The organism is Neobacillus sp. PS3-12 (genome assembly GCF_030915385.1).
Taxonomy (GTDB): Bacteria; Bacillota; Bacilli; order Bacillales; family Cytobacillaceae; genus JAEVLT01.
The window spans coordinates 3,331,174-3,354,468 of record NZ_CP133268.1 but is presented as its reverse complement, the minus strand read 5'-3'; the positions used below and the strand labels follow the sequence as shown (position 1 = coordinate 3,354,468).

At 38.1% G+C, this 23,295-nt stretch carries 21 protein-coding genes and 2 pseudogenes; 8 read left to right on the top strand and 15 right to left on the bottom strand.

Going from position 1 to position 23,295, the window contains the following annotated elements; genetic code table 11:
- Positions 1-9: 9 nt before the first annotated feature.
- Both RCG17_RS17030 and RCG17_RS17025 read left to right on the top strand, forming a co-directional pair.
- Positions 10-717, top strand: a complete 708-nt coding sequence (locus RCG17_RS17030) for a response regulator transcription factor (protein ID WP_308171327.1) — start codon at positions 10-12, stop codon at positions 715-717.
- Positions 695-2,059: a sensor histidine kinase gene (locus tag RCG17_RS17025; protein WP_308171326.1), complete on the top strand. Its 1,365-nt coding sequence runs from the start codon at positions 695-697 to the stop codon at positions 2,057-2,059. The genes RCG17_RS17030 and RCG17_RS17025 overlap by 23 nt, the downstream gene beginning before the upstream one ends.
- Positions 2,060-2,132: 73 nt before the next feature.
- Here RCG17_RS17025 and RCG17_RS17020 read toward each other — a convergent pair whose 3' ends face one another.
- Positions 2,133-3,548 carry a branched-chain amino acid transporter BcaP gene (locus RCG17_RS17020; protein ID WP_308171325.1) on the bottom strand — a complete coding sequence of 472 codons (1,416 nt, stop codon included), beginning with the start codon at positions 3,546-3,548 and terminating at the stop codon, positions 2,133-2,135.
- Between the two features lie 341 nt (positions 3,549-3,889).
- Here RCG17_RS17020 and RCG17_RS17015 point away from each other — a divergent pair, with 341 nt between their 5' ends.
- On the top strand, positions 3,890-5,305 hold the full coding sequence (locus RCG17_RS17015; RefSeq protein WP_308171324.1) for an amino acid permease: 1,416 nt from the start codon (positions 3,890-3,892) through the stop codon (positions 5,303-5,305).
- A gap of 438 nt (positions 5,306-5,743) precedes the next feature.
- Here RCG17_RS17015 and RCG17_RS17010 read toward each other — a convergent pair whose 3' ends face one another.
- The 3 genes and pseudogenes from RCG17_RS17010 to RCG17_RS17000 all read right to left on the bottom strand — a co-directional run bounded on the left by RCG17_RS17010 (position 5,744) and on the right by RCG17_RS17000 (position 7,807).
- Positions 5,744-6,490, bottom strand: a complete 747-nt coding sequence (locus tag RCG17_RS17010) for a C39 family peptidase (protein ID WP_374120837.1) — start codon at positions 6,488-6,490, stop codon at positions 5,744-5,746.
- A gap of 68 nt (positions 6,491-6,558) precedes the next feature.
- Positions 6,559-7,008, bottom strand: a complete 450-nt coding sequence (locus tag RCG17_RS17005) for a threonine/serine exporter family protein (RefSeq protein ID WP_308175868.1) — start codon at positions 7,006-7,008, stop codon at positions 6,559-6,561.
- 33 nt (positions 7,009-7,041) lie between these two features.
- Positions 7,042-7,807, bottom strand: a pseudogene (locus tag RCG17_RS17000) (threonine/serine exporter family protein).
- Between the two features lie 192 nt (positions 7,808-7,999).
- Here RCG17_RS17000 and RCG17_RS16995 point away from each other — a divergent pair.
- Positions 8,000-10,078, top strand: coding sequence for a carbon starvation CstA family protein (locus RCG17_RS16995; protein WP_308171322.1), 2,079 nt, complete (start codon positions 8,000-8,002; stop codon positions 10,076-10,078).
- Complete coding sequence (locus RCG17_RS16990; protein WP_308171321.1) at positions 10,071-10,274, top strand: YbdD/YjiX family protein; 204 nt, start codon at positions 10,071-10,073, stop codon at positions 10,272-10,274. Before RCG17_RS16995 ends, RCG17_RS16990 begins: the two co-directional genes overlap by 8 nt.
- Before the next feature lie 66 nt (positions 10,275-10,340).
- Here RCG17_RS16990 and RCG17_RS16985 read toward each other — a convergent pair whose 3' ends face one another.
- From RCG17_RS16985 to RCG17_RS16975, 3 genes are all read right to left on the bottom strand, one after another.
- Positions 10,341-10,913: a ferric reductase-like transmembrane domain-containing protein gene (locus tag RCG17_RS16985; RefSeq protein ID WP_308171320.1), complete on the bottom strand. Its 573-nt coding sequence runs from the start codon at positions 10,911-10,913 to the stop codon at positions 10,341-10,343.
- Between the two features lie 144 nt (positions 10,914-11,057).
- Positions 11,058-11,972, bottom strand: coding sequence for a ketopantoate reductase family protein (locus tag RCG17_RS16980; RefSeq protein WP_308171319.1), 915 nt, complete (start codon positions 11,970-11,972; stop codon positions 11,058-11,060).
- Between the two features lie 184 nt (positions 11,973-12,156).
- A complete protein-coding gene (locus tag RCG17_RS16975) occupies positions 12,157-13,689 on the bottom strand; it encodes a DHA2 family efflux MFS transporter permease subunit (protein WP_308171318.1) in 1,533 nt (510 codons plus the stop codon).
- A gap of 189 nt (positions 13,690-13,878) precedes the next feature.
- On the opposite strand from RCG17_RS16975, the gene RCG17_RS16970 reads away from it, so the two are divergent.
- Entirely contained in the window at positions 13,879-14,766 is an 888-nt protein-coding gene (locus RCG17_RS16970; RefSeq protein ID WP_308171317.1) for a TetR/AcrR family transcriptional regulator, read from the top strand.
- 127 nt (positions 14,767-14,893) lie between these two features.
- Here RCG17_RS16970 and RCG17_RS16965 read toward each other — a convergent pair whose 3' ends face one another.
- Entirely contained in the window at positions 14,894-15,223 is a 330-nt protein-coding gene (locus RCG17_RS16965) for a hypothetical protein (RefSeq protein WP_308171316.1), read from the bottom strand.
- Positions 15,224-15,377: 154 nt separating this feature from the next.
- Between RCG17_RS16965 and RCG17_RS16960 the strand changes: the two genes are divergently transcribed.
- Both RCG17_RS16960 and RCG17_RS16955 read left to right on the top strand, forming a co-directional pair.
- Positions 15,378-16,220, top strand: a complete 843-nt coding sequence (locus tag RCG17_RS16960) for an MFS transporter (protein WP_308171315.1) — start codon at positions 15,378-15,380, stop codon at positions 16,218-16,220.
- Complete coding sequence (locus RCG17_RS16955) at positions 16,217-16,576, top strand: MFS transporter (RefSeq protein WP_308171314.1); 360 nt, start codon at positions 16,217-16,219, stop codon at positions 16,574-16,576. The genes RCG17_RS16960 and RCG17_RS16955 overlap by 4 nt, the downstream gene beginning before the upstream one ends.
- A gap of 286 nt (positions 16,577-16,862) precedes the next feature.
- On the opposite strand, the gene RCG17_RS16950 is transcribed toward RCG17_RS16955, so the two are convergent.
- The 7 genes and pseudogenes from RCG17_RS16950 to RCG17_RS16920 all read right to left on the bottom strand — a co-directional run bounded on the left by RCG17_RS16950 (position 16,863) and on the right by RCG17_RS16920 (position 23,292).
- Positions 16,863-17,651, bottom strand: coding sequence for an ABC transporter permease (locus RCG17_RS16950; protein WP_308171313.1), 789 nt, complete (start codon positions 17,649-17,651; stop codon positions 16,863-16,865).
- Positions 17,652-17,654: 3 nt separating this feature from the next.
- The gene (locus RCG17_RS16945) at positions 17,655-18,428 is read right to left on the bottom strand and encodes an ABC transporter permease (protein ID WP_308171312.1); all 774 of its coding nucleotides are present in this window, start codon (positions 18,426-18,428) and stop codon (positions 17,655-17,657) included.
- The gene (locus RCG17_RS16940) at positions 18,418-19,398 is read right to left on the bottom strand and encodes an ABC transporter ATP-binding protein (RefSeq protein WP_308171311.1); all 981 of its coding nucleotides are present in this window, start codon (positions 19,396-19,398) and stop codon (positions 18,418-18,420) included. The genes RCG17_RS16945 and RCG17_RS16940 overlap by 11 nt, the downstream gene beginning before the upstream one ends.
- Before the next feature lie 303 nt (positions 19,399-19,701).
- Positions 19,702-20,130: an SRPBCC domain-containing protein gene (locus RCG17_RS16935; protein ID WP_308171310.1), complete on the bottom strand. Its 429-nt coding sequence runs from the start codon at positions 20,128-20,130 to the stop codon at positions 19,702-19,704.
- 42 nt (positions 20,131-20,172) lie between these two features.
- Complete coding sequence (locus RCG17_RS16930) at positions 20,173-20,520, bottom strand: hypothetical protein (RefSeq protein ID WP_308171309.1); 348 nt, start codon at positions 20,518-20,520, stop codon at positions 20,173-20,175.
- A 122-nt stretch (positions 20,521-20,642) separates the two neighbouring features.
- The gene (locus RCG17_RS16925; RefSeq protein WP_308171308.1) at positions 20,643-21,746 is read right to left on the bottom strand and encodes a BMP family lipoprotein; all 1,104 of its coding nucleotides are present in this window, start codon (positions 21,744-21,746) and stop codon (positions 20,643-20,645) included.
- Between the two features lie 174 nt (positions 21,747-21,920).
- Positions 21,921-23,292 (bottom strand): annotated as a pseudogene (locus RCG17_RS16920) (cobyrinate a,c-diamide synthase).
- Positions 23,293-23,295 lie beyond the last annotated feature (3 nt).

Sequence of the window (23,295 nt, the reverse complement as noted above, 5' to 3'; positions counted from 1 at the left end):
GAAGGGAAAGTGAAAACAAATATTCTTGTAATAGAAGATGAAACGAAAATTGCACGTGTCTTACAAATGGAATTGGAATTTGAAGGTTACCAGGTAACAGTCGAACATAACGGAAAAACTGGATTAGATACCGCCTTACAAACCGAAATGGACTTGATTTTATTGGATGTAATGCTGCCTGGATTAAGCGGAATTGAAGTATTAAGAAGATTAAGAAAGGAAAACAAGAGCACCCCTGTTATTCTTTTAACAGCTCGAAACACGACATGGGACAAAGTTTCAGGCTTGGATCATGGGGCAAATGATTATGTGACAAAACCGTTTGAAATTGAAGAGCTATTAGCGCGGATTCGTGCTTGTTTACGTACCTCTCCGATATCAAAAGAAAAACAGCCTTTCCTAAAGGTTGAGGATTTAATCATTGATAAGGACGCCAGGGAAGTAAAGAGGTCGGGAAAAACCATTTCTTTAACCCCCAAGGAATATGATTTTCTTGTTTATTTAGTAGTGAATAAAAATAAGGTAGTAACACGAGATAACATTCTGCAGAATGTATGGGGATTTGATTACGAAGGTGAAACCAACATAATTGATGTTACGGTAACACATCTAAGAAAAAAAATTGATGAAGGATTTTCTTCCCCATTAATTACTACCGTACGAGGTGTTGGGTATACCATAAAGGAGAAAACAGATGAGGATCACAACAAAAATTAATCTTTTAACAACTGCATGGATGTTGTGCATTATGATACTCATTAATATGGTTGTCTACTTTTTATTTATGAAGTCAACAGTGAATATGGAAGAGGATTTACAATATCAAAAAGCTGGAGATATTATAAAAGACATTCAGTCACTTTCTCCTTCTAATAGTAATATCAATAGGGAATTAAAAGATTATTTAACTGCCCATTCTTATATCAGAATTTTGCAGCCGCAAAACAAGGTCACACATGAAGCAACAAATGATTCCTTACTATCCAAAAAAATAAAAGGAAAATACGTTGAAACAAAGCAAGCTCAGACACATTTGTTATCACTGAAAAATGGCGAAGAGGAAGTATTGATTGTTCGTGTGCCAATAAATAGTGGGACAAGTGTCAATGAAAGCTTGGAAATTGGAGAACAATTAATCGGGCTCGAAACAAGAAAAGAGATTCTTCGAGCGATATTGGGATTTTCCACGATATTAGCAGCCTTGTTATCTTTACTTGGAGGAAGATGGCTGGCTAATATAATTATGAGGCCGATTTCAAGTATGATCAAAACCATGGAGGAAATTGAAAAAAGCGGTGTTCCCAAGACCATCACCATTCAAAACAAGACGAAAGATGAACTACAGACATTGGCAAAAACGTTTAATCGAATGATTCACCGCCTCCAAGAAAGTATGGAAAAACAAAAGCAGTTTGTTTCCGATGCATCCCATGAATTAAAAACGCCTTTAACAGTCATTAAAAGCTATGCAAATTTTCTCAGAAGGCATGGATTACAAGATAAACAAATGGCTGACGAAGCAATCGAAGCCATTCATTCAGAGGCAACTCGAATCCAAAAAATGACTGAAACTTTTCTGGATATCGCCAACTTGGAAAAAGAGAATGTTCTGGAAATCAATAAACTGGATTTGGTGTCTTTATGCAAAGGTATTTTTAAACAACTAAAAGATGCCTATCATCGAGAAATAACCTTACATTATGAAAAATACCCTATCGTAATCCATGCAGACGAATTAAAAATTAAACAGGTCATTATTATTTTACTTGATAATGCAATGAAATATAGCAAGGATAAAATTGATGTATTTATAGAAAAGAACGAACAATATGCCATCGTACAGGTAAGAGACTATGGGATAGGAATCCCCTCTGATGAGATCAATAATATTTTCGAACGGTTTTACCGAGTGGACAAAGCACGGAGCAGAGAAACTGGAGGCTCAGGCTTAGGACTGCACATTGCTAAAAGTATTGTAAAGTTACACAAAGGAGAAATTAAAATTTCGAGTAAAGAAGGTTCAGGAACAAAAGTCGAATTATTCCTTCCACTTCATTAACAATGAATAAGGTATCCATTGCATTCGTGAATTAAAAAAATACGCTTGGGTTTCCAAGCGTATTTTGCTGTTTTTATACTATTTTCTTTAGGTTTTCATTCTTTTCATTTAGTGTAGAGTGTTTCACTCCATATCCAAAGTAAACGAATAAGCCGATTACTAACCATACAACGAAACTTATCCAAGTTATTGCAGGTAATTGTAATGCTAAGTATCCGCAGAATATGAAAGCAAGAATTGGGATCCACGGAACAAAGGGAACACGGAAGCCACCAGTTGGAACCCCTTTTGTTTTTCGAAGATACAAAATCCCTGTTGAAACTGTCATGAAAGCAAATAACGTTCCAATGTTTGTTAGTTCAGCCAATCTGCCAAGTGGAACAAGTCCAGAAAAAATGGAAACAAGCACACATGTAATCCATGTATTTACCATTGGAATTTGTTTCTTTTTATCCACACTTGAAAATACCTTTGGCAATAATCCATCACGGCTGATTGCATAGAACAAACGAGTTTGTCCATAGATCATAACAAGTAATACCGTTGTAATCCCGCAAATTGCACCAATAGAGATAAAGCCTGCTGCCCAATCCTGATGAATATAATTAAGAGCAAAAGCAACCGGATTTTTAACATCTAAATGTGTGTAAGGTACAATTCCCGTTAAAATTCCTGAGACAATGATATAAAGAACGGTACAAACAAGCAAAGATGCAATGATCCCTATAGGCATATTCTTCTGTGGATTTTTCACTTCCTCGGCGGCAGTCGAAACAGCATCAAACCCAATATAAGCAAAGAACACAGTTGCCGCACCAGTTGCTACACCAGAAAATCCAAATGGCATAAACGGAGTCCAGTTTGCCGGCTTCACATACCAAGCACCCACCGCAATAAATAAAACAACTACAGCCAGTTTAATCATTACAACCGTTGAGTTAAAGCGAGCTGATTTTTTAACGCCTTGTGTTAAAAGGAATGTAATAATTAGGGTAATTAAGATTGCTGGTACATCGACGAACGTTCCATGGGCCGGATCGTATGCGCTAGTAATAGCTTTTGGAAAATGGATCCCAAAACCTGCAAGTAGGCCTTGAAAATATCCGGACCATCCACTTGCAACTGCTGATGAAGCTAGTCCGTACTCAAGAATTAAATCCCACCCTAGTATCCAAGCAATTAATTCTCCAAAGGTTGCATAGCTATACGTATAAGCACTGCCTGATACAGGCGCAGCTGAGGCAAATTCTGCGTAACAAAGAGCTGCAAATACACAAGCTAATCCTGATAAAATAAATGAAAGAATAAGTGCTGGTCCTGCATGCTCCGCTGCAGCTACCCCTGTAAGAACGAAAATCCCCGTACCGATAATTGCACCAATACCAAGCATAGATAAATCAAAGGCACCTAATTCCTTTTTTAAGGTGACCCCTTTATTTTCCGTTTCTGAAATTAATTCTTGTAAAGACTTTTTCCTAAATAAATTCATGAAATCAACCTCCATGAGTTGTGTGCTGTTTTCGAAATATTCTGACAAAAATAATCGAACGATTAATTTGAAAAATGTCGAATGATTGCATATTGAAATAATATAATTATTTTTTCAAAAAAGCAATATTTTCGAAAAATAAATTTATTTGAAATAAGTCCCAAGTAAATAACAACCATATTTTTGACAATTTACAGATAGATGAATTTACTATCTCCATATAACTTAAATATTATTAATATTAACCTTTTCAATTATCGTCCATTTTATTTAAAATTCAGTGTGCAAAATTGAATATAGGGAAACATAATTGAAAGCCTCTCGAAAGGAGCAGATTTGTTATGACAAACGACCATGTTGTTAAGCAGAAAGTCCGCTATAAAAAAGCCGAGAACCGCGTACAAGGAAAATCACCAGGACTTTCTTGGTGGCAGCTTTCACTAATAGGAATTGGTTCTATTATTGGTGCAGGATTTTTTTTAGGAACAAGTCTTTCAATTCAAACCGCCGGGCCAGCCATTCTGATCAATTATTTAGTCGCTGGAATCACTGCTTTCTTTGTCTTTAGTGCCTTGGCTGAGATGACGGTCCGTGACCCCGCCCCAGGTTCATTTCGAACCTACGCTAGAAAGGCATTTGGGAATAGAATGGGATTTCTTTCAGGCTGGATGTATTGGCTGGCAGGAGTCTTAATTATGTCCAGCGAGGTTGTGGCTCTTGCGACTTTCACTAAGTTTTGGTTCCCGCATGTTCCACTTTGGCTTTTTTCAGTTTTATATGCAGCGGTCGCTTTTGGAATAAATCTTTTAGGTGTAAAAAATTTCGGTAAAATTGAATCACTCTTTGCAATTGTTAAACTCACAACATTAATCGTTTTTATCGTCTTTGGGGCCCTTTTATTTTTCCATATCATTTCACCACATGCTGTCTCATTGTCTGAAAAAAATGCCTTCCATAACTTTGCGCCAAATGGAATTACAGGAATGTGGTCAGCACTCATCTTTGTCTTCTTCTCTTTTGGAGGTATTGAAGTAATTGGGATTGCTTCCTCCGAATTGAAAAACAAGGATGATGTTCCAAAAGCCGGCATAGGTATGCTTTTCGCCCTTGTTGCTGTTTATATCCTATCAATTCTGCTAGTTTTAACCATGGTATCCTGGACAAAAATAGATGCTTCTAAGAGTCCGTTTGTTACGGCATTATCCGTCTTTAATATCCCTTACATGGATTCCATTTTTAACATCATTATTATCAGTGCAGCATTTTCGACCATGGTTGGGGCTCTTTTTTCAGTAACAAATATCCTGCTTTCCTTAGCTGAAGACGGTGACGCTCCAAAATTTTTTGCTGAAAAGAACCAAAAAGGCACACCTATAAAAGCACTTTTGCTTACCGGCCTGGCCCTTGGAGCATTTCTCATCTTTTCTTATGTATTGCCAGGTACGATTTATGAATATGTAACTACGTCAGCTGGTGTTATGTTAATTCTTAATTGGATTATTATCCTTTCTTCTCAAGTCAAGCTTAGAAGACATTCAAAGCAAGATAACTTGTTTCACATGGCGGGATATCCGATTACCTCTTATATTGGTATAGCTTTAATTCTCATAACAGTATCTGGCGGACTTTTGCATCCCACACAAAGAATGGGAGTGATCATTAGTCTAGGATTTATTGTCTTGATTATCATTAGTCAACGATTAATTTTTAGGCAGCCTCGACAGATGATTGGAATGCGAAAAATTCGTGAGGAATAAACAGACTTATTTTTATTGACAAATAAAGTTAACTAATATATCATTAGTTATTGTGCTTTCAAATACATCTTTTGAATAACAGACTACCGTAATGTAAAAAATGAACTGGCATTCTACTTTTGTTGTTAAGAATGACTTATTCACACTGGATCGGCTTCGGAGCCGTAAGGATGTAAGAGAGGTAGGGCTTACATCGTTTAGGTTAAAAACCACCGGGTGGAATTTAAAACCGCGGCAGCAGTTATTGTACAGAATACTTTAACTTTAAATATAAATATTTTTTACTTACGAATACAAAAGAAAAGCAAAAAAGGCAGGGGATTATCCTCTGCCTTTGTCCATTTTTCATTGATTTTTTAGCCAGGAAAGTATAAATTTTTATCAAAAATTTATACTTTCCTATGTCGCATAAGTGCAACTACGCCTCTGTCTTCGCCCTTAGGGGCTCGCCAATCGGCGAGTTTTCTTTATAAAAATGCCTTGGCTTCCCAGTTGTTCCCAAGCCCTTTCAAAATTTGCCCGATTGATTTTTCGATTCTTAAATCCGTATGGATCATTAATATAGATATAATTGCTGTCATATCCCGTAATGACAACACTATGTTCACTGAACGTTACATCCACTGAACCTTGCGGTGTCTGCCATTTTACAAAATCAGAAACAGGCGCAAAGCTGGAAGTTGTAATTACCCAAACGGGCTGGCCGTTACTTACTGTTTTTAGTAAGTCTATAAATGTACTGCTGGTTAGATTTACGACCTTATCACCCGCATATTGTTTAGCTAAATCATAAATGGGGCCATTGTAAGCCGCATAACCAGGACCATCATCGATATCACCAACAAACCCCATATTAGGGTTACCTTTTAGCCCATTAGAATAAGTAAGGGGGACTGTTTTAATTTTTTCCGCTAATTCATTTTTCGTTACAAGATACCCGTTATAATTTAAAATCATGGCAAGACTCGTTACCTCACACCCATTATAAAGTTTAGGGGCAGACATCTGAGCAATTAATGGAACATTAAGTAGTTTATGATCTAGCATAATCCCCTGTTTCTCTGCTAATGCGGTTTCATGCTGATTTAAGGAAACAGTATTTAAGGCCGGAGAAGAAACCTTCACTTGTTTTTGCACATTTTGGAACATCCTTGTGGAAAAAAGTATAGCTGCAGCAATACTCATTGCTATAAGTATATTTTTTATAGTAAAGCCCCCTATTTTTCCATCTAATATTTATTATTTTGGCTTCCTCAAGATTTCTTTAAATAGGTTCGTTTGTCTGATAGTTTTCGAACGACTTGGTTAATGACCTCTGAAAAAACGAGGCCAAAGGCGATCGAGCCTGATAACATAAAGGCTTTTGCAGCTAAATTAAGGGCAGCGTTATAATCATTCTCAACAAAGTTTCTCATAGCATCATACGCAAGCCCCCCTGGGACAAGCGGTATAATTCCTGCAACACTGTATATAATGACTGGAGTTTTAAAAACCTTTGCTAATACATGACTTACAACACCTACAAAGATGGATGCTGCTACCGTTGCCAAAACTGCATTATGGTTATTATGATCCAAGTAATAATAGATAATCCAGCCGCCCGTTCCGATTAATCCACACTTGATTAGCGTTTGTTTAGGCGCATTAAAAAGAATGCCAAATGCACCTGTTGCAATGAAACTTGTTAATAATTGTGCAAATATGGCAGACACCTTCCTTCTAAAAATCTTATCTTTTCATTTACCTATAAAGGTGAGTACAACTGCAATTCCGGACCCGATCGCAAAAGCAGTTAGAAATGCCTCGGCTCCCTTTGATAACCCTGAAACAAGATGACCCGCCATTAAATCTCTGACTGCATTGGTAATTAATAATCCCTGGAACTAATGCCATCACTGATCCAATTACAATTTTATCGAGTTGATGCCCTGCACCTATTTTTACAAAAAACAATGAGAGCAAACCGATAAGAAAAGATGCAAGGAACTCAGAAAAAAATTTAATTGGGACAAACCGATGGAACCTAACATAACTTAGATACCCAACCCCGCCTGAGATCATGGCAGGAATAAAATCATTCCAATTGCCATCAAACATAATTAAAAAACAACCGCTGGCAATTGAAGCAGCTGCTGCCTGCAGTTTCATTGGAAACGTCATATTTTGAGTTTCTATTTCTTTTAATTGGCTCAGTGCTTCCTGAAGAGATAGGGCTCCACTGCTAATTTCCCTCGAAACCTCATTGACCATAGCAACCTTCTTTAAATCAGTAGAGCGTTCTAGTATTCGTATAAGTTTTGTTTTTGTTGGCGTGAAACCTTCAGCTGAGAAAATAATCCCCGTAGGAGTTACATAGCTGTGAGTCTCCATTATGCCAAATGTTGCAGCCATCCTCATCATTGTATCCTCTACACGATAGGTCTCTGCTCCGCTTTGAAGCATGATTTTTCCTGCCAGTAAGCAGAGTTCCATAATTTCGTATGTTTCAACTTCTAGGTTCATCTTGATCTCTCTCCACTATTATTTCAACATTAGATTCTCTAACAGTTTAAAGAAAATAATTCTGTGAATCAATTGACATTCATTTTAAATTGTTAAAAATAAGTATTTTTTTAAAATAATTCTACATAATAGTTCAAACATTCCGAATTAAGGAATATAATATTGTTGTATAACAGAAAGGTGGCGAGTAATGTGAAAGCACTAAAATCCATACTATTATGGGGGGTCATTTCAGCGCTAGGTGCCGCAGGTTTTGCAGTTATGGCACTAAACAGCGGTGAAACGATCAATGCAATTTGGCTGTTAACTGCAGCAGTCTGTACTTATGCAGTAGGCTATCGGTTTTACAGCAAATTTATTGCACAAAGAGTTTTTCAACTAGATGATACTCGAAAGACACCTGCCGAAATTCACAATGATGGAAAGGACTATGTTCCAACAAACAGAGTTGTTCTGTTTGGCCACCACTTTGCGGCGATTGCTGGTGCTGGCCCGCTAGTCGGACCAATCCTTGCAGCGCAAATGGGTTACCTTCCGGGAACAATCTGGATCATAGTCGGGGTTGTTTTAGCTGGAGCTGTCCAGGATTTTATTATCCTTTGGGGTTCCATGCGCAGAAATGGGAAGTCACTTGGAGAAATGATCAAAGAGGAAATGGGCCCTGTGACAGGCTTCATTTCAATGGTTGGAATTTTAGGTATTATGATTATTTTATTAGCAGTATTAGCATTAGTTGTCGTGAAAGCGTTAACTGGAAGCCCATGGGGAATGTTTACGATTGCCTGCACGATCCCAATTGCTATCTTAATGGGTATTTATATGCGCTTTATTCGGCCAGGCCGTGTCGGTGAGGCTTCCATCATTGGGATTATCCTGTTGCTTTTGGCCCTTTATTTTGGACAATATGTGTCACAAGATCCTGCTTTAGCAAAAATGTTTACATTTAAAGGCGAAACAATTGCTATCATGATGATTATTTATGGATTTATTGCATCTGTTCTCCCAGTTTGGCTCTTGTTGGCACCACGGGATTATTTAAGTACATTCTTAAAAGTCGGAACCATTTTAGCTCTTGCCCTTGGAATTATCATCGTCGCTCCAGAGCTTAAAATGCCTGGACTTACTAAGTTTATTGATGGGACAGGTCCTGTTTTTTCAGGAAACCTCTTCCCCTTCATATTTATTACAATTGCTTGTGGTTCTGTTTCTGGTTTCCACTCGCTTATTTCTTCAGGAACAACACCTAAAATGATCGAATTAGAATCACATGCCCGTCCAATCGGTTATGGTGCCATGCTGACAGAATCATTTGTTGCAGCAATGGCGATGATTGCTGCGTGTGTACTGAGCCCTGGCGTTTACTTTGCTATTAATAGTCCTCCTGCCGTTATTGGTGCGGATGCCGTTACAGCGGCACACACGATCAGCAGTTGGGGATATACCGTCTCACCAAGTGATATCACCACCATTGCCAAACATGTAGGTGAGCAATCGATTCTCTCAAGGACCGGTGGTGCTCCAACACTCGCAATTGGAATGGCAACTATTTTCTCTAATATTGTTGGTGGAAAAGCATTAATGGCATTCTGGTACCATTTTGCCATTCTATTTGAAGCATTATTTATTCTAACAACCATAGATGCCGGAACTCGTGTCGGCCGTTTCATGATTCAGGATCTTGTAGGAACTGTTTACAAGCCATTCAAAAGAACAGATGCCTTAGTTCCAAACATCATTGCAACAACCCTTTGTGTCGCTTGCTGGGGTTATTTCTTGTATCAGGGTGTTATTGACCCTCTTGGCGGAATCAATACTCTTTGGCCTTTATTTGGTATCGCCAACCAAATGCTGGCTGGTATCGCCTTGCTCCTTGGAACAACATTGCTCTTCAAAATGGGCAAAAAAGCTTACACATGGATTACCTTGCTTCCTACCACATGGCTGTTAATCGTAACATTGACTGCTGGCTGGCAGAAGCTCTTTGATCCTAATCCTAAGATTGGATTCTTATCACATGCCAAAAATTTTAAAGCTGCCTATGATAACGGAAAAGTAGTTGCACCGGCAACAAATATGGCACAAATGAAGCAGGTACTCGTTAATGACTATGTGGATGCTACCTTAACAGGTATCTTTATGGCCGTGGTTGTCATCGTACTCATATCAGCTTTGGCTATTTGGTTTAAGGTAATTTCCAATCATAAACTGCCTACTCACGAAGAACCATATGTACCTCGAGACAACAATGGAGATGTGAAAACATATGCTTAATAAAATGAAAAAGATATTGGAGTATCGGAAACAATTCTTTAGCCTGCTTGTCGGGGTTCCCAGCTATGAAAAATATGTTGAACATATGGAAATCCATCATCCCGGGAAACCGATTCAGTCAAGAAAAGAATTTTTCTGTGAAGCTCAAAATGCGCGCTATAACGGGAAAGATGGAAAAGTTTCCAGATGCTGCTAAGATAAGAAGAAAACACTTGGAGTATTTTCCAAGTGTTTTTTTACTGTTTCCAGATATGCATTAAAATTAAATCTTGGATTTGTTGTTTTTATTGGCTTGGGATGACTGCCGTAACAATAATGAGTCCACAAATCGAAAAAGTACGAGGACAATGATAAGAATGATACCAGCTGCGTAAATGGAAAGTGCCCATGACTTTGACGAATCTGTTCCGATTGCCAAACCATGAACAACCATCATCACCCAAGCAGGAATCACAGCCATGTGAATTTTCTTCCACCTTTCACGGCCCAATTTTGTTATAAAAAAATCTGAGGTGCCAATCACTAATAAGAATAAATAAAACGCAATAGTGCCAAATGCCGACAAGAAAGGTGCATTTTTTGCGAAGAAAGGGATGAAAAGTTCAGTTAAGGAATAGGGGACATACGTGTCCTTCCAAATCAGTGTCATATGAAAAACAATGGTCAATAACCCAAACCAGCTGCTTGTCTGGTGATAGATTAGCAGCACTGCTTTCTTTTTCTTCATGATCGAAAGTGAATTTAGCAGTCCAAAGGCAAGGGAGAGGGTCATAAAGAAGTATGCTAAAAATCCAGATGCCCGGATAAGGCTCCATACTGAAAAGAAATCAATCATCAGCTTAATTCTCCTTTTTGAGTCCAATCAATTCTGTATTCAGTGTAATCGGGCAATCTGAAATAAAGCTGAAAAGGAGAAAAATTAAAAGGCCTTAAATACTTAAGGGCCCTTTTGACTCACTAAATAGTGCAAATATAATATTTAAAGCTGTTCCTGATAAATTTTTAAATTTGCATAAACAGCTTCGAGAACCTGCACATCAATCTTTTCTCTTTGTGCGATCTCCAGCAAATACCCATGTAAATGCTCGACTTCTACTTGGGCTAGCTTCTCCATGTCTCTTTGCATCGAAGATTTCATCGTATAGCCTAATCCTGTTATTTGCTTCATTTGCATGCTTTCAATCTCTTCCGCAATCGGAGCATCCACACTTTTCATGATTTTAAATATTTCAGATTGCAGACGTTTGATTGTATGATTTCCAGATTCAGTTTCACGGATAGGACCAATCGGCTGCCTCATTAAAGTGGTAATCCCCGACATGGTTGAAATAAACATATATTTATGCCACAAGTCTTGGCTTATGTTTTCGCTTAAACGGAAATTGGCTTTTGTTCCGCTAAATACTTCTGCGATCTTCATGATCCGCTCTGTCTTTTCTCCAGATCGCTCTCCAAAAACAAAGTCATGCCCTGGGCTGGTTTGAATAATTCTTCCTTTACTATCAAGAGTTGATTCAACGAAACAAAGTCCGCCAATTACCTTATTTGCGCCAAATTCTTTATCTAATGTTTCAAAATGTAAAATTCCATTCAATAATGGTAATATGACCGTTTCTTCCGTTACATATGGGCGTATGTCTTTTATTGCACCATCTAGGTGATAAGATTTTGTGGTCAATAAAATCACATCAAACGGGCCTGCTTCTTCGCCTGCAAGAATTGTTTTTGGATGCAGCAAGGCATTCCCATGGATACTTTCAATATCAAGACCAAGATCTTGCAGTTGTTTTTGTCTGCCTTCTCTCACTAAATATGTAACATCTTCACCCTTTTCGAGCAATCGCCCGCCAAAATAACCTCCAACAGCCCCGGCACCAATTACTAAGATCTTCATTTTAAGGCCTCCTATGTAAAATCTCCCTTTTATTATAAATCCTAGAGAAAAATAAATTAGTACTTTATTGGAATATTTATTTACAAATTTTAGCCATCAATTTTTATAGAAATTGAAAAGGCATGAATTCGATTCTAAACCGAATTCATGCCCTGAAGATTTAGTCTTTAGATATTAGCTCGTTTTAGTTCTCTGCAAGCTTGTTGATGACCTTGTTTCCGGATATTTTTAGATCGGAATCTGTAGGATCTTCTGCTTGTTTAGCTCGTTTAATAAAGAAGGCAAGAACTAATGCAATGCAGGCAATGCCCACTGAAACAAGAAATGAGTCGTTGATCCCTTCGAGCATGGCCTTCATGGCTATTTGTTGCTTCATGGTTGCGAACATTTCCGGAGTTGGCTGACCAGTCAAATGTTTCATAGCAGATGCTGCCAGGTCGGTTGCATGTGTTTTTGTCCGGTTTGACATAATTGTTACTAAGAGAGCTGAACCAATGGCACCAGAAACCTGCTGTAACGTATTGTTCATCGCTGTTCCATGCGGATAGAAACGAGCAGGAAGCTGATTTAAACCGTTCGTCATAACCGGCATCATCACCATGGACATTCCAAACATTCGTGCGGAATATAAGAGAATTAAATTAGTATAAGAAGTATCTAATGTTAATTTACTAAACATATAGGTTGTAAAGGTAGTAATTGCTAATCCTATGATAGCGAGGACCCTGCCGCCAAATTTATCAAATAATTTCCCGGTAATTGGACTCATGATCCCCATTAATATGGAACCAGGGAGCATAAGTAAACCTGACTTCAGTGGTGAAATGCCGCGAATGGTTTGTAAATAAATTGGCATAAGCAGCATTGCTGAGAACATTGCCATCGCAATTACGATCGAAATCGCAGATGATAAGGCGAACATCGGATATTTATAGACCTTGAAGTTAAGCATCGGTTTTTCCAGTTTGTTCTGGCGAAGAATAAACCACACCAAACTAATTGCTCCTGCAATAATCGTTACATAAACTTGCGGGCTATCCCAGCCTTTCTCACCAGCGGAACTAAATCCATAAAGTAATCCGCCAAAGCCAATGCTCGACAACACTAATGAGAAGAAATCTAGACGAATGTCTACTTTTTCTCTTTTGTCTTTTAGAAGGAAAAAAGCAATTAGCAGAACAATAATCGCAATTGGCGATACAAGGTGGAACAAAACTCTCCAGCTATTATGTTCAATTAAATAACCTGATAATGTTGGTCCAACCGCTGGGGCAAAAATAAATACTAATCCAAAGAGCCCCATTGCTCCGCCCCTTTTTTCAGGAGGGAAGCTTGTTAACATGACATTCATTAATAACGGCATCATGATTGCCGAACCGGATGCTTGAATCATTCTGGCAACTAGTAATAGCGGGAAGACATGAGCGAATCCAGCCAGGATCGTCCCTGCCGTGAATAAACACATAGCAGTTATGAATAATCCTCTTACTGTATATTTTTGAATTAAAAATGCTGTTGCTGGGATCATGACCCCATTTACAAGCATATATCCTGTTGACAGCCATTGAACTGTTGACGCATTAACATCTAAATCCTTCATGATAGATGGCAATGCCACATTCAATAACGTCTCATTTAACATCGAAATAAAAGCTCCTATCATCAAGATTGCAATAATCCCGTATGGAGAGCTTTTATGTTTAATGGATGTTTCCATTTGTATTCCCCCAATTGAACTTGCTGTTCATTTTTTTATACTGTTGTTATGCACAAAACATATCATATACCGTCGGTTCATTTTTTGCAACAAAAAAATACCGCAGAAAAACAGTAATTGTTTACAAACGGGAAATAAAGTATAATAATTTTTGTACAGGTAGTCTAATGAGAATCAAAGGTGAATAATATGAATGATAGAAAACAGCATGTCATTAATAAGGCACATCAGTTGTTTATTGAAAAAGGCTTTCAAGCTACTTCGATTCAAGATATTATTGATTTCAGCGGTATCTCAAAAGGTACCTTCTATAATTATTTTTCCTCAAAAAACGAATTGCTAATTGCCATCTTTACTTCCTTGAATCAGAAAATTAATGATGAACGAAATCAGCTTTTAGTTGGGCAGTCCCCTTCTGATATTGAAATATTTATTCGTCAAGTGGAACTCCATATGGAATTTAATCGGAGGAATAAGCTTTTAGTTCTTTTTGAAGAGGTATTTGTCTCTAATGATCCGATTCTAAAGCAATTTTTAAAACGTACTCAAATCATGTATGTCAATTGGATATTTAACCGTTTTGTGGATCTATTCGGAAAAAGCAAACAACCTTATTTACTCGATTGTGCCATCATGTTTATCGGAATGCTTCACCAAAATATTCATTTTCATTTCTTAGCTAATGAAAAAGATAGCAGTATAAAGCATGTCATTCGTTATACTGTCGGGCGGTTAGAGATTATGGTAGATGAGATTGATAAAAACGGGATTCAATTATTGAACCCGAGAATATTGGAAAAATGGCTGCCAGATTGCCAGAATTCTGACCATTCTTTTCAGAAAAAAATATCTACCTGCATTTCAGCATTAAAAAGATGTTTAAGTGAGGACAAAGAGCAAACTAAATATCATGAGCTTTTGGACTTTATTCAAGAAGAAACGAATCAGTACAACACACCGAGGAAATATCTCATCAAAAGTGCTCTTTCTTCTTTAGAAGAGAAAGCAGGATCTGCCTGGAAAGTGGAACTGCAAAATCTCAAATATATTATAGAAGAACTTTTCAGTTATAAATAGTATTTATAACTGAACTGTAAAAAAAGCCCGAACTATTGTTTTCGGGCTTTTCATTTTGCTTCTTTATCGTTGTCAGTAAATTTTGATGCAAAAGAAAAACACTCCTCTTGCGTTTGAGTGTTAAACTCTAAATGTTTTTGAATTTTGTCCAATCATACATTCTTTCTTTTTGTTTTCTTCCCCGTTCTTGTTTTTTACTTTCCACTCGTTTTTCCTTATTAAAACTCATGATAAATCCACATTCTTCACAAATATAAGAATATACATTTGACTGTTCCGGTATTCTTGTCAATGGATTTTCTTCTTCAGATTCCAAAAAGAATTTTATTTCTGCTTCAGAATTCTCATTCATTCGGACATATTCATCATATCTTTCATATTGCGCTTTGAAATTCCCTTTTCTAAAATGAATCCCGTTGCAAACAAGACATTCAATTTCACTGATCTTCTTTCCCATTTCAACACCTCCATTAAACTTTATGAAGGTTTTTCTAAATGAATGAATATTAGAGCGTGACAATTGAATTAGAATAAACTAATCTTTAAGAGGACCCAGATAAGGGGTTGAAGAAGTTTGTCGAAAATTGCTTTACACGAGGAGGTGCCAACAAATGGCAACTAATTCTCAATCACTGGTTAAAGAGAAAGGGCAAGAGCCCCTTTACCGCCGAGCAATTTTTACCTTCAGCGGTTCTCATTTTTTAAATGACTTGGTAACTACAGGAATGGTTCCTGCATTAGTAGTGCTTTATAAAGACCACTTTCATCTAAACTATACCCAGGCTACATTGGTGGTTTTAATTTCCTATTTAACTTCTTCAGTTTCTCAGCCGCTTTTTGGTATGTTTGCAGATCGCAAGCCACAAGTATGGCTGTTTTCAGCAGGGGTGTTTTGCTCCATCATAGGACTCGTATTAACAGCACTCGCACCATCACTGCCATGGCTGCTGCTTTTTATTTCGATTTCAGGACTGGGCTCTGGCGCATTTCACCCGGAAGCCTCACGGGGTACTCATCTTGCTTCTGGTTCTAAAAAAGGACTCGCCCAGGCCATTTTTCAAGTAGGCGGAAATTCAGGGCAAGCCTTCGGTCCATTAGTAGTTTCACTCTTTGTAACACGCTCAGGGATCCATGGACTACTTTGGCTCCTTCCAGTTGCACTTTTGTCCCTTTTATTAACTAGTCAGATTCTCCCTTGGTTAGCTAAAAAATTAGAGGCATCTAACCTGAAAAGAGTAAAGGAATTAAAAGGAACAAATAATTTTCTCGGAGCAAGCCTCTTGTCTTGTGTCATCATCCTAAGGTCATGGTGCCAAATTGGAGTCGTAGTCTTTTTGCCTTTTTACATGCACAACCTAACTATTCAACAATCAGAAATCCTTAGCTTCGTCTTTGTAGGAGCCGGCGCCTGGGGACTTTCTTTGGCGGGGTTTGGTCAGACAAACTCGGCATGAAACGTTTACTTGTCATCTCCATGCTAATTGCAACGCCTTTTGCTTTAGCATTTCCATATTTACATGGAGTGCTATCAGTTCTCGATTTACTGTTCTTTGGATTTAGTGTTCTTTCCTCTTTCTCAGTCAGCGTGGTTTATATGCAAATGATGCTGCCTAAGAACATTGGGATGGCCTCTGGACTTTCCATTGGTTTTGGCGTTGGGGCTGGGGGAATCGGCTCGGTCTTCATGGGGGGTATCTCTGACATCTTTGGTGTTGCGACCGTCTTTACGATTCTCTCCCTTCTGCCATTGGCCGGCTCAATTATTGCTCTCTTTTTGCCGAACGACCGGTTAGAGAAGGAGAAGGTATAACAAAAGAATATAAAAAAGCTAATACAATGCGGATTAGCTTTTTTATCATTTTATGAAATGTTTCTCTATGTGACCTTAAGTCTGGTTCTATTCAACTTTCGGTCATATAGAACGCTTCTAAGTTACCTTAAGCCTCGTTTTATTCCTCTCTCGGTCACATAGAACGCTTCTATGTGACCCAAAACTCCGATTAATAGAATTTTAGGTAACATAAAAAGTTTTCAAACATCATCTTCGGTGCCCCTTGGTTTCCGTTAAAAACAGACTATTGGGGACACCTCTTTTATTAGCTGCTGGCGCTCGTGTAATTGGCAAGTGCAAACTTCCAAAATCGGCGTGCCAGCCAAAAGAAAACAGCAGCAACAATGACTGACATAAGGGTTGTCCCGCCATCCCACTTACCAATTAAAGAACTTGCCGGAGTAAAGGTAAGAAATGCTGCAGGTAAAACATACGTCAAAGCGATTCGCAGCCACCCTTTATACATAGTGATCGGGAACCGAGTTGTCTCAAAAAAGGAGTTAAAAAGAAAGGACAAATCATCCATCCGAATCACCCAAAAGGCAGTGGTCATCAGCAACATCCATAAAGAATAGATGATTAAAAGAGCAGCAAGTATGCTAATGAAAAAGAACCCAACATCAAGCAAAGAAGGCATGAAATGCTTTTGGATCAGACCATAAATAAGTAATCCAATCCCTAACAAGACATCAATCAAACGCCAAAAAACAAGATGCCTCAGGCTCACAAAAAACATACTATCAACCGGTTTTGTTAGTACATAATCCAAGGTTCCCATCCTAATATGTAAAAGAAGTCTTGGCATATTCGGCCGAAGAGCAAAATCAATCAACCCTTGCAAGGTATTATAAATACCAAGAAGAATCAGAACATCGGAATATGCCCAACCGCCCAACTGATCTGTTTGATAGAAAAAGATTTGTACCATTAAAATCGAGACTACAATTCCAAATAGACTTGAGAAGAGGTTTCCGATAAATTCACTGCGATATTCAAGCTCTTCTACAAGACAAGTTCGAAAAAATTCTTTAAATATTCTCCAATAGCGCCTCATGTATTATCCTCCCATCGCCTGGTTTTTCTTTAAACCGGCCTTCCATAACCACCCTATTGCCCCGATAAGAACGAAAGCCCAAATGAAAGACCCCATAAATCCAACCATAAGTGTTTGAGGATCGTCGGCCTTTGTTAAAATTTCTAAAGGAAAGCCAATCATATAGCGATACGGTAAGAAGGTACTGATTTGTTTGACGACAGGCGGCAGGAGAGAAAACGGGGCGATCCTTCCTGAAATAAATAACGAAACCGTTTCAATCATGGCATAGATTGCGGTGACTTTCGTCATCCAAAAACACAAAATCCCGAACATAAAACTAACAGCAAAGCGAATTATCGCTCCAAGTAACAGTGCAGCTAAAAATAGTCCCCACTCGCTTACCGATAGATGTAACTGAAGAGCAGGAATAAAGAAAGACAAAATGATCCAACAAGGTAATAGAACAACTAAAAACAATCCTTTATAAACAATATTTTCGGCGATCGCCCAATGAATCGGATGAAATGGTCGAACAATTTGATATGAGAATGTGCCTTCCCTTATCTGCCGATCCATTTCCCATATGTCCCAAGCACTTGTAAGACGCTCGACCATAATCAGGGACGTAAAATACAAAATGAACGAGTCCCCTTGATTCGGATAGATATTCATCCACACCATCATCGTAATCAAAGGCTGGACCATCGTGCCAAACATCCAAACCATCGTAGAAAGCTGATATGAAAACATCTCTACATATTTCATCCGTATAATTGCTCGGTATTTAGTTAGCATGGGATGCCTCCTGGAAAGCTAACGTAATAACCTCTTCCATCGGGGGATCCTGAATATTTAAATCATTAATTTCAAACTTTGCAAGCAATTCGGATGAGACTGACGGTACACGGTCCCTTGCAACTCGAAGCGTCAGTTTCCCATCTTCGAAAGTAACCACTTCACCGAAGTTTTCCCAAGGACCCTTTGAACTGGAAGGTAGACGAACCTCCAATAGTTTATAAGGAGTCAATCTTTCCGATAAAACTTGCAGCTCACCGTCGTATAGAAGTTTCCCGTGATTTATGATCAATACCCTGTCACAAAGAGCAGTTACATCCCCCATATAATGAGAGGTTAAAAGTATCGTTGTTTTGTGTTCACGATTATATTTGGCAATGAACTGACGCACTTTTTCTTGCGTATTTACATCCAATCCAATCGTCGGCTCATCTAAAAAAAGAATGGAGGGTCGATGCAATAACGATGCCGCTAATTCACACTTCATCCGCTGACCCAAACTCAAATTGCGAACTGGTTTTCCAAGTAAGGGTGATAATTCTAGCAATTCAACCAACTCATCTAAGGTTTGGCGAAAGATTTTTTCGTCTATTTCGTAGACGCTTTTATTCACCAGAAAAGTCTCCATCGGAGGAATATCCCATATCAATTGACTCTTTTGCCCCATTACCAAACTCATGATTTTTTTAAACTCATTCTTCTGCTCCTGCGGCTTAAAACCGTTCACTTCAATTTTCCCAGAAGATGGATGCATCAAACCAGCTAACATCTTAATCGTGGTGGTTTTTCCAGCTCCATTTGGTCCTAAAAACCCAACAATTTCTCCTGTATTTATGGTGAATGACACGTCCTTCACCGCATCAACGGTTTCGTATTCCCGTTTAAATAAACTGCGTAATGCTTCTGTCCAGCCTTCCTTTCTTACATGGACACGAAAGGATTTATTTAAATCTTGAACTTTAATAGACATGTATCCTCCAGCAAAAAAAGTATTATATTCTAAAAGTTTAGTGTAAAAGTTTTAAGAGGACAATAATAAAGACATGTTAATATGAATAACGCTCTTAAAATTTAGGATTGAAAATAAAAAATTGGCCATAAAAATCTATTTTAATAAATAGACCTTAGTTTCATAGGGTTTCAGCATGAACTCCTTCCGTAATTTCCACTCCGTTGTATCATGATTATTAAGAAACAAAAACGCAAAAAGCTTTAATAATTTGATTAAATTGACCTCCTCCCGAAATTGGGAGGAGGTTTTCCACTTTTTTATTCACTCCTTCACTAATCCCTCTCTTAATTTATTAACACCAAATTCTAGGTATCCCTTTAAACAGCTCAACATAAAAACCCAGCCTTCTTTATTATCTAACAATTGATCTACATCATCTTCTTTAAACCCTTCTTCGATCACTTCAATAATTGTGCTTTCATGATCCAAGTTATTTAACGAAATCCTTACAATATGTCCCTCCCCATTTGCCCCCCACTTAAACACAATTTTTCTATTCTCCTCGATTTCTACTATTTCTATATTCAGTTGAGCATCAAATAGATCATATTCCAATGTAATGACCTTTCCCTGTTCCCATCTTTCAGAACTTGAAGAAAACCAAAAATTTTTAATTTTATAAGGGTCTACGAAAGCTTCATATACTTCATTTGCTGGCTTTAATATTTTAAATTTCGTTATATTGTTCATAACTGCATCAGTCCCTTTCATTTCGATTTTTTAAGAGTGGAACTATAAATCAATAATGTTAATTATATTTTTTTCTGTGAGCTCTATAACTCGTACTTTCCTGGCAAGGCAGCCATTAAGAAAAATCTCAACCGTTTTATGGTAAGTGTCACGAATAATGTGATTAATAATCCAAGTGTCCCCCAATACTGGAGGACAGTACATATTTTCCAGTCCGGATTTTCTCTCCTCTCTAATAAAAATCTGAGCGGAAAAAGGATCCGTAAGATACGTTATCGTTCCAGGATAATAACCGACAATTGTTGCTTCATCATATGGTGTGGGAGTCTGACCAAAAAGTCTAACAGTTAATAAACCGTCTGTTCTAGTCGCATTTGCCTCGGTAAGCATACAATTTCTCCTCTTTATACTTTTATATTTTGCCTAATGTTATTATATTTTTTCACCGATGGCATCGTGCTTCACAATAAAAATAGCTGTTTGTTCGATGACAAACAGCTATTTTTATTCATTTATTTTGTACTAAATGTCTTTAACTCAGCACGCGTACTAGGAACTTTCAAAGCTCCAGACTTAATTTTATTTGTCCAGTCACTTACTGCCGTTTCAATTGCGGCTTTATTTGGAACAGCTGAGTTAATTGGCGCTAAACCAACACCATTTTCTTTTAATCCATAAATTACTGTTTTTCCACCTGGAAAGTTGCCATTTTTGGCTTTAGTTGAAACATCCACTACAGCATTATCTACGCGTTTCATAGCAGATGTAATGATTGTATCCTGTTCTTTCCCATTTACTGTTACTTTTCCGATACCTGTTGCAGCCTGGTCCGTGTCTACACCAATGGTCCATATTGCCTGGGTTGGATCTTTTGCCAAACGGTCGTGTGCTTCTTTAAACAAACCGTTACCAGTAGCACCTGCTGCCGCAAAAATGACATCATCTCCAGTGGAATACATTCTTGAAGCAATTGCCTGTCCTTTTGAAGCGTCAGAGAAGCTTGCAGCATATTGAATATCAACAGTTGCGTTCGGATTGGAAGCTTTAACTCCAGCAACAAATCCCGATTCAAACCGTTCAATAACAGCACTTTCCATACCGCCAATAAATCCAATTTTATTTGATTTTGTCACCATACCAGCAACAACCCCGGCAAGAAAGGATGATTCATTTTCTTTAAACAAGATACTTGCAACATTCGGTTCTTTTACCTCAGCATCAATAATACCAAAATGAGCATTCTTTTGTTGCTTGGCCACTTTATCAACATCATCCTGCATTAAAAAGCCAATTCCGTAAATTAAATTAAAGCCTTGATGTACAAGGGTATTTAAATTTGTAGAATAATCAGCATCAGATTTGGATTGAAGGTATGTGTAGCCGCCAGCACCTTGTTTCAAATTATTCTTTTTTCCAAAATCCTGAAGCCCTTTCCAACATGTTTGGTTAAATGATTTGTCATCAATACCGCCAATATCTGTAACCATCCCGACAGTGAACGCTTTTTTTCCGCCTGCATTTTTATTCCCCGCGTTGTTATTATTAGCGCAAGCACCTAACAGTGTTCCAGCAGCTAAGACAAGTGAAAGAACGATTCCCGTTTTGTTCTTTTTCAATATTATGTCCTCCTAATTTTAGCATAAAAATCATTTCCGATTTTTTTAATCAATATATAAAATGCTCAGAAACTAAATTAATATGCAAAAAGATCATTCATCTAATTTACCTATGTTATAGTTGAATTTGAATAAAAAAACAGCGGTCATTTTTATCCGCTGTTTAGAAAAATCCTAGCCATTTGTTTGATAATCTTTACATTTCAACACCCAATTTTCAACCATTTCAGGGCATGACCCAAAATGAAAATGAGTATAACCTGCGATTAAATTTCCTTTTAGAAAGCCCTCTTTTTTTAGCCCTCCCATACCTTTTGTTTGATAAGCATGCTGAGTTTCCTTTTTTGGAATAAAGACTGAATAATGGAATTCATGGCCTTTCGCTATTAGGTTGGGAGATAATAAATAATTTTCTTCTGCTGCTGATATTTCGCGATAACCTAGTGCAGCAAGCCGGTTTTGCATTTTCACTTTTCCAGGAATGATCCCGGCCATTTCATAGCTCGTTCCATCTGTCGTTTCAAGAACGTCGGTTAAATACATAAAACCGCCACATTCAGCCAAAGTGGGTAAGCCATTTTCAATCGCTGCCCGAATAGAGTCTTTTACCTTCCTTTGCTCGGAAAGCTCTGTTGCAAATTCTTCTGGAAAACCTCCGCCAATATATAAACCATCTACACGTTCAGGAAGTACTTCCCCTTTTAACGGAGAAAACTCAACAAGCTCAGCCCCGAAGGCTTCTAACATGTCCAGGTTTTCCTGATAATAAAAGTTAAAAGCAGCATCTCTGGCAACAGCAATTCGCACCTCCAGCTTTTCTCTTCTCATAAACTGGGATTCCTTAATCTCCAGGGCTGGAGCTTTTGCAAGTGTATAGATGGATGCAACATCTATAGTTTCCAGTACTAAATCACCCAGACTTTCAAAAAATGGTTTAAGTTCTCCTCTTTCAATCGATGGAATCAACCCCAAGTGCCGTTCCGGAAATGCAAAGTTCATCATCCATTTTTAAATATCCAACAACGGGTATGCCGCATTCTTGTTCAATCGCTGTTTTGACAATTTGAAAATGCCCTTCACTGCCAACTTGATTGGCAATCACACCAACAATATTCGTTTCTTTGAGAAATTCTTGAAATCCTTTTACAATCGCTGCTGCACTTCGTGCCATACTCCCACAATTAACGACAAGAATTACCGGGCTTTCGGTAATGATGCTGATTTCTGCAGTTGAACCTTGATTATTCGTTGGGTCTTTTCCATCATAAAATCCCATTACCCCTTCGATAATGGAAATATCCGCCCCGACACTTGCACGGCTGACAATCTCTTTTACCATTTCGTGACTCAGCATCCAACTGTCAATGTTTCTTGAAACCCTGCCAGTCACGGAGGTATGATATGTGGGGTCAATATAATCCGGACCACATTTAAAACCTTGAACAATATAGCCCTTTTTCATCAGGGCGGACATGAGTCCAATCGTCAAGGTTGTTTTTCCAACGCCGCTTCCTGTACCTGCAATCACAAGTCGGCGATTCGCCATATT

Excerpts from the sequence above, each read along its gene's own strand:
- RCG17_RS16945 (WP_308171312.1), bottom strand. The coding sequence starts at position 18,428 with ATGCTAACTAAATACCGAGCAATTATACGGATGAAATATGTAGAGATG.
- RCG17_RS16965 (WP_308171316.1), bottom strand. The coding sequence starts at position 15,223 with ATGGGAAAGAAGATCAGTGAAATTGAATGTCTTGTTTGCAACGGGATT.
- RCG17_RS17025 (WP_308171326.1), top strand. The coding sequence starts at position 695 with ATGAGGATCACAACAAAAATTAATCTTTTAACAACTGCATGGATGTTG.
- RCG17_RS16930 (WP_308171309.1), bottom strand. The coding sequence starts at position 20,520 with ATGCTTACCGAGGCAAATGCGACTAGAACAGACGGTTTATTAACTGTT.
- RCG17_RS16935 (WP_308171310.1), bottom strand. The coding sequence starts at position 20,130 with ATGAACAATATAACGAAATTTAAAATATTAAAGCCAGCAAATGAAGTA.
- RCG17_RS16970 (WP_308171317.1), top strand. The coding sequence starts at position 13,879 with ATGAATGATAGAAAACAGCATGTCATTAATAAGGCACATCAGTTGTTT.
- RCG17_RS16990 (WP_308171321.1), top strand. The coding sequence starts at position 10,071 with ATGCTTAATAAAATGAAAAAGATATTGGAGTATCGGAAACAATTCTTT.
- RCG17_RS16975 (WP_308171318.1), bottom strand. The coding sequence starts at position 13,689 with ATGGAAACATCCATTAAACATAAAAGCTCTCCATACGGGATTATTGCA.
- RCG17_RS16985 (WP_308171320.1), bottom strand. The coding sequence starts at position 10,913 with ATGATTGATTTCTTTTCAGTATGGAGCCTTATCCGGGCATCTGGATTT.
- RCG17_RS16960 (WP_308171315.1), top strand. The coding sequence starts at position 15,378 with ATGGCAACTAATTCTCAATCACTGGTTAAAGAGAAAGGGCAAGAGCCC.
- RCG17_RS16955 (WP_308171314.1), top strand. The coding sequence starts at position 16,217 with ATGAAACGTTTACTTGTCATCTCCATGCTAATTGCAACGCCTTTTGCT.
- RCG17_RS16980 (WP_308171319.1), bottom strand. The coding sequence starts at position 11,972 with ATGAAGATCTTAGTAATTGGTGCCGGGGCTGTTGGAGGTTATTTTGGC.
- RCG17_RS17010 (WP_374120837.1), bottom strand. The coding sequence starts at position 6,490 with ATGAGTATTGCTGCAGCTATACTTTTTTCCACAAGGATGTTCCAAAAT.
- RCG17_RS17015 (WP_308171324.1), top strand. The coding sequence starts at position 3,890 with ATGACAAACGACCATGTTGTTAAGCAGAAAGTCCGCTATAAAAAAGCC.
- RCG17_RS17020 (WP_308171325.1), bottom strand. The coding sequence starts at position 3,548 with ATGAATTTATTTAGGAAAAAGTCTTTACAAGAATTAATTTCAGAAACG.
- RCG17_RS16950 (WP_308171313.1), bottom strand. The coding sequence starts at position 17,651 with ATGAGGCGCTATTGGAGAATATTTAAAGAATTTTTTCGAACTTGTCTT.
- RCG17_RS16940 (WP_308171311.1), bottom strand. The coding sequence starts at position 19,398 with ATGTCTATTAAAGTTCAAGATTTAAATAAATCCTTTCGTGTCCATGTA.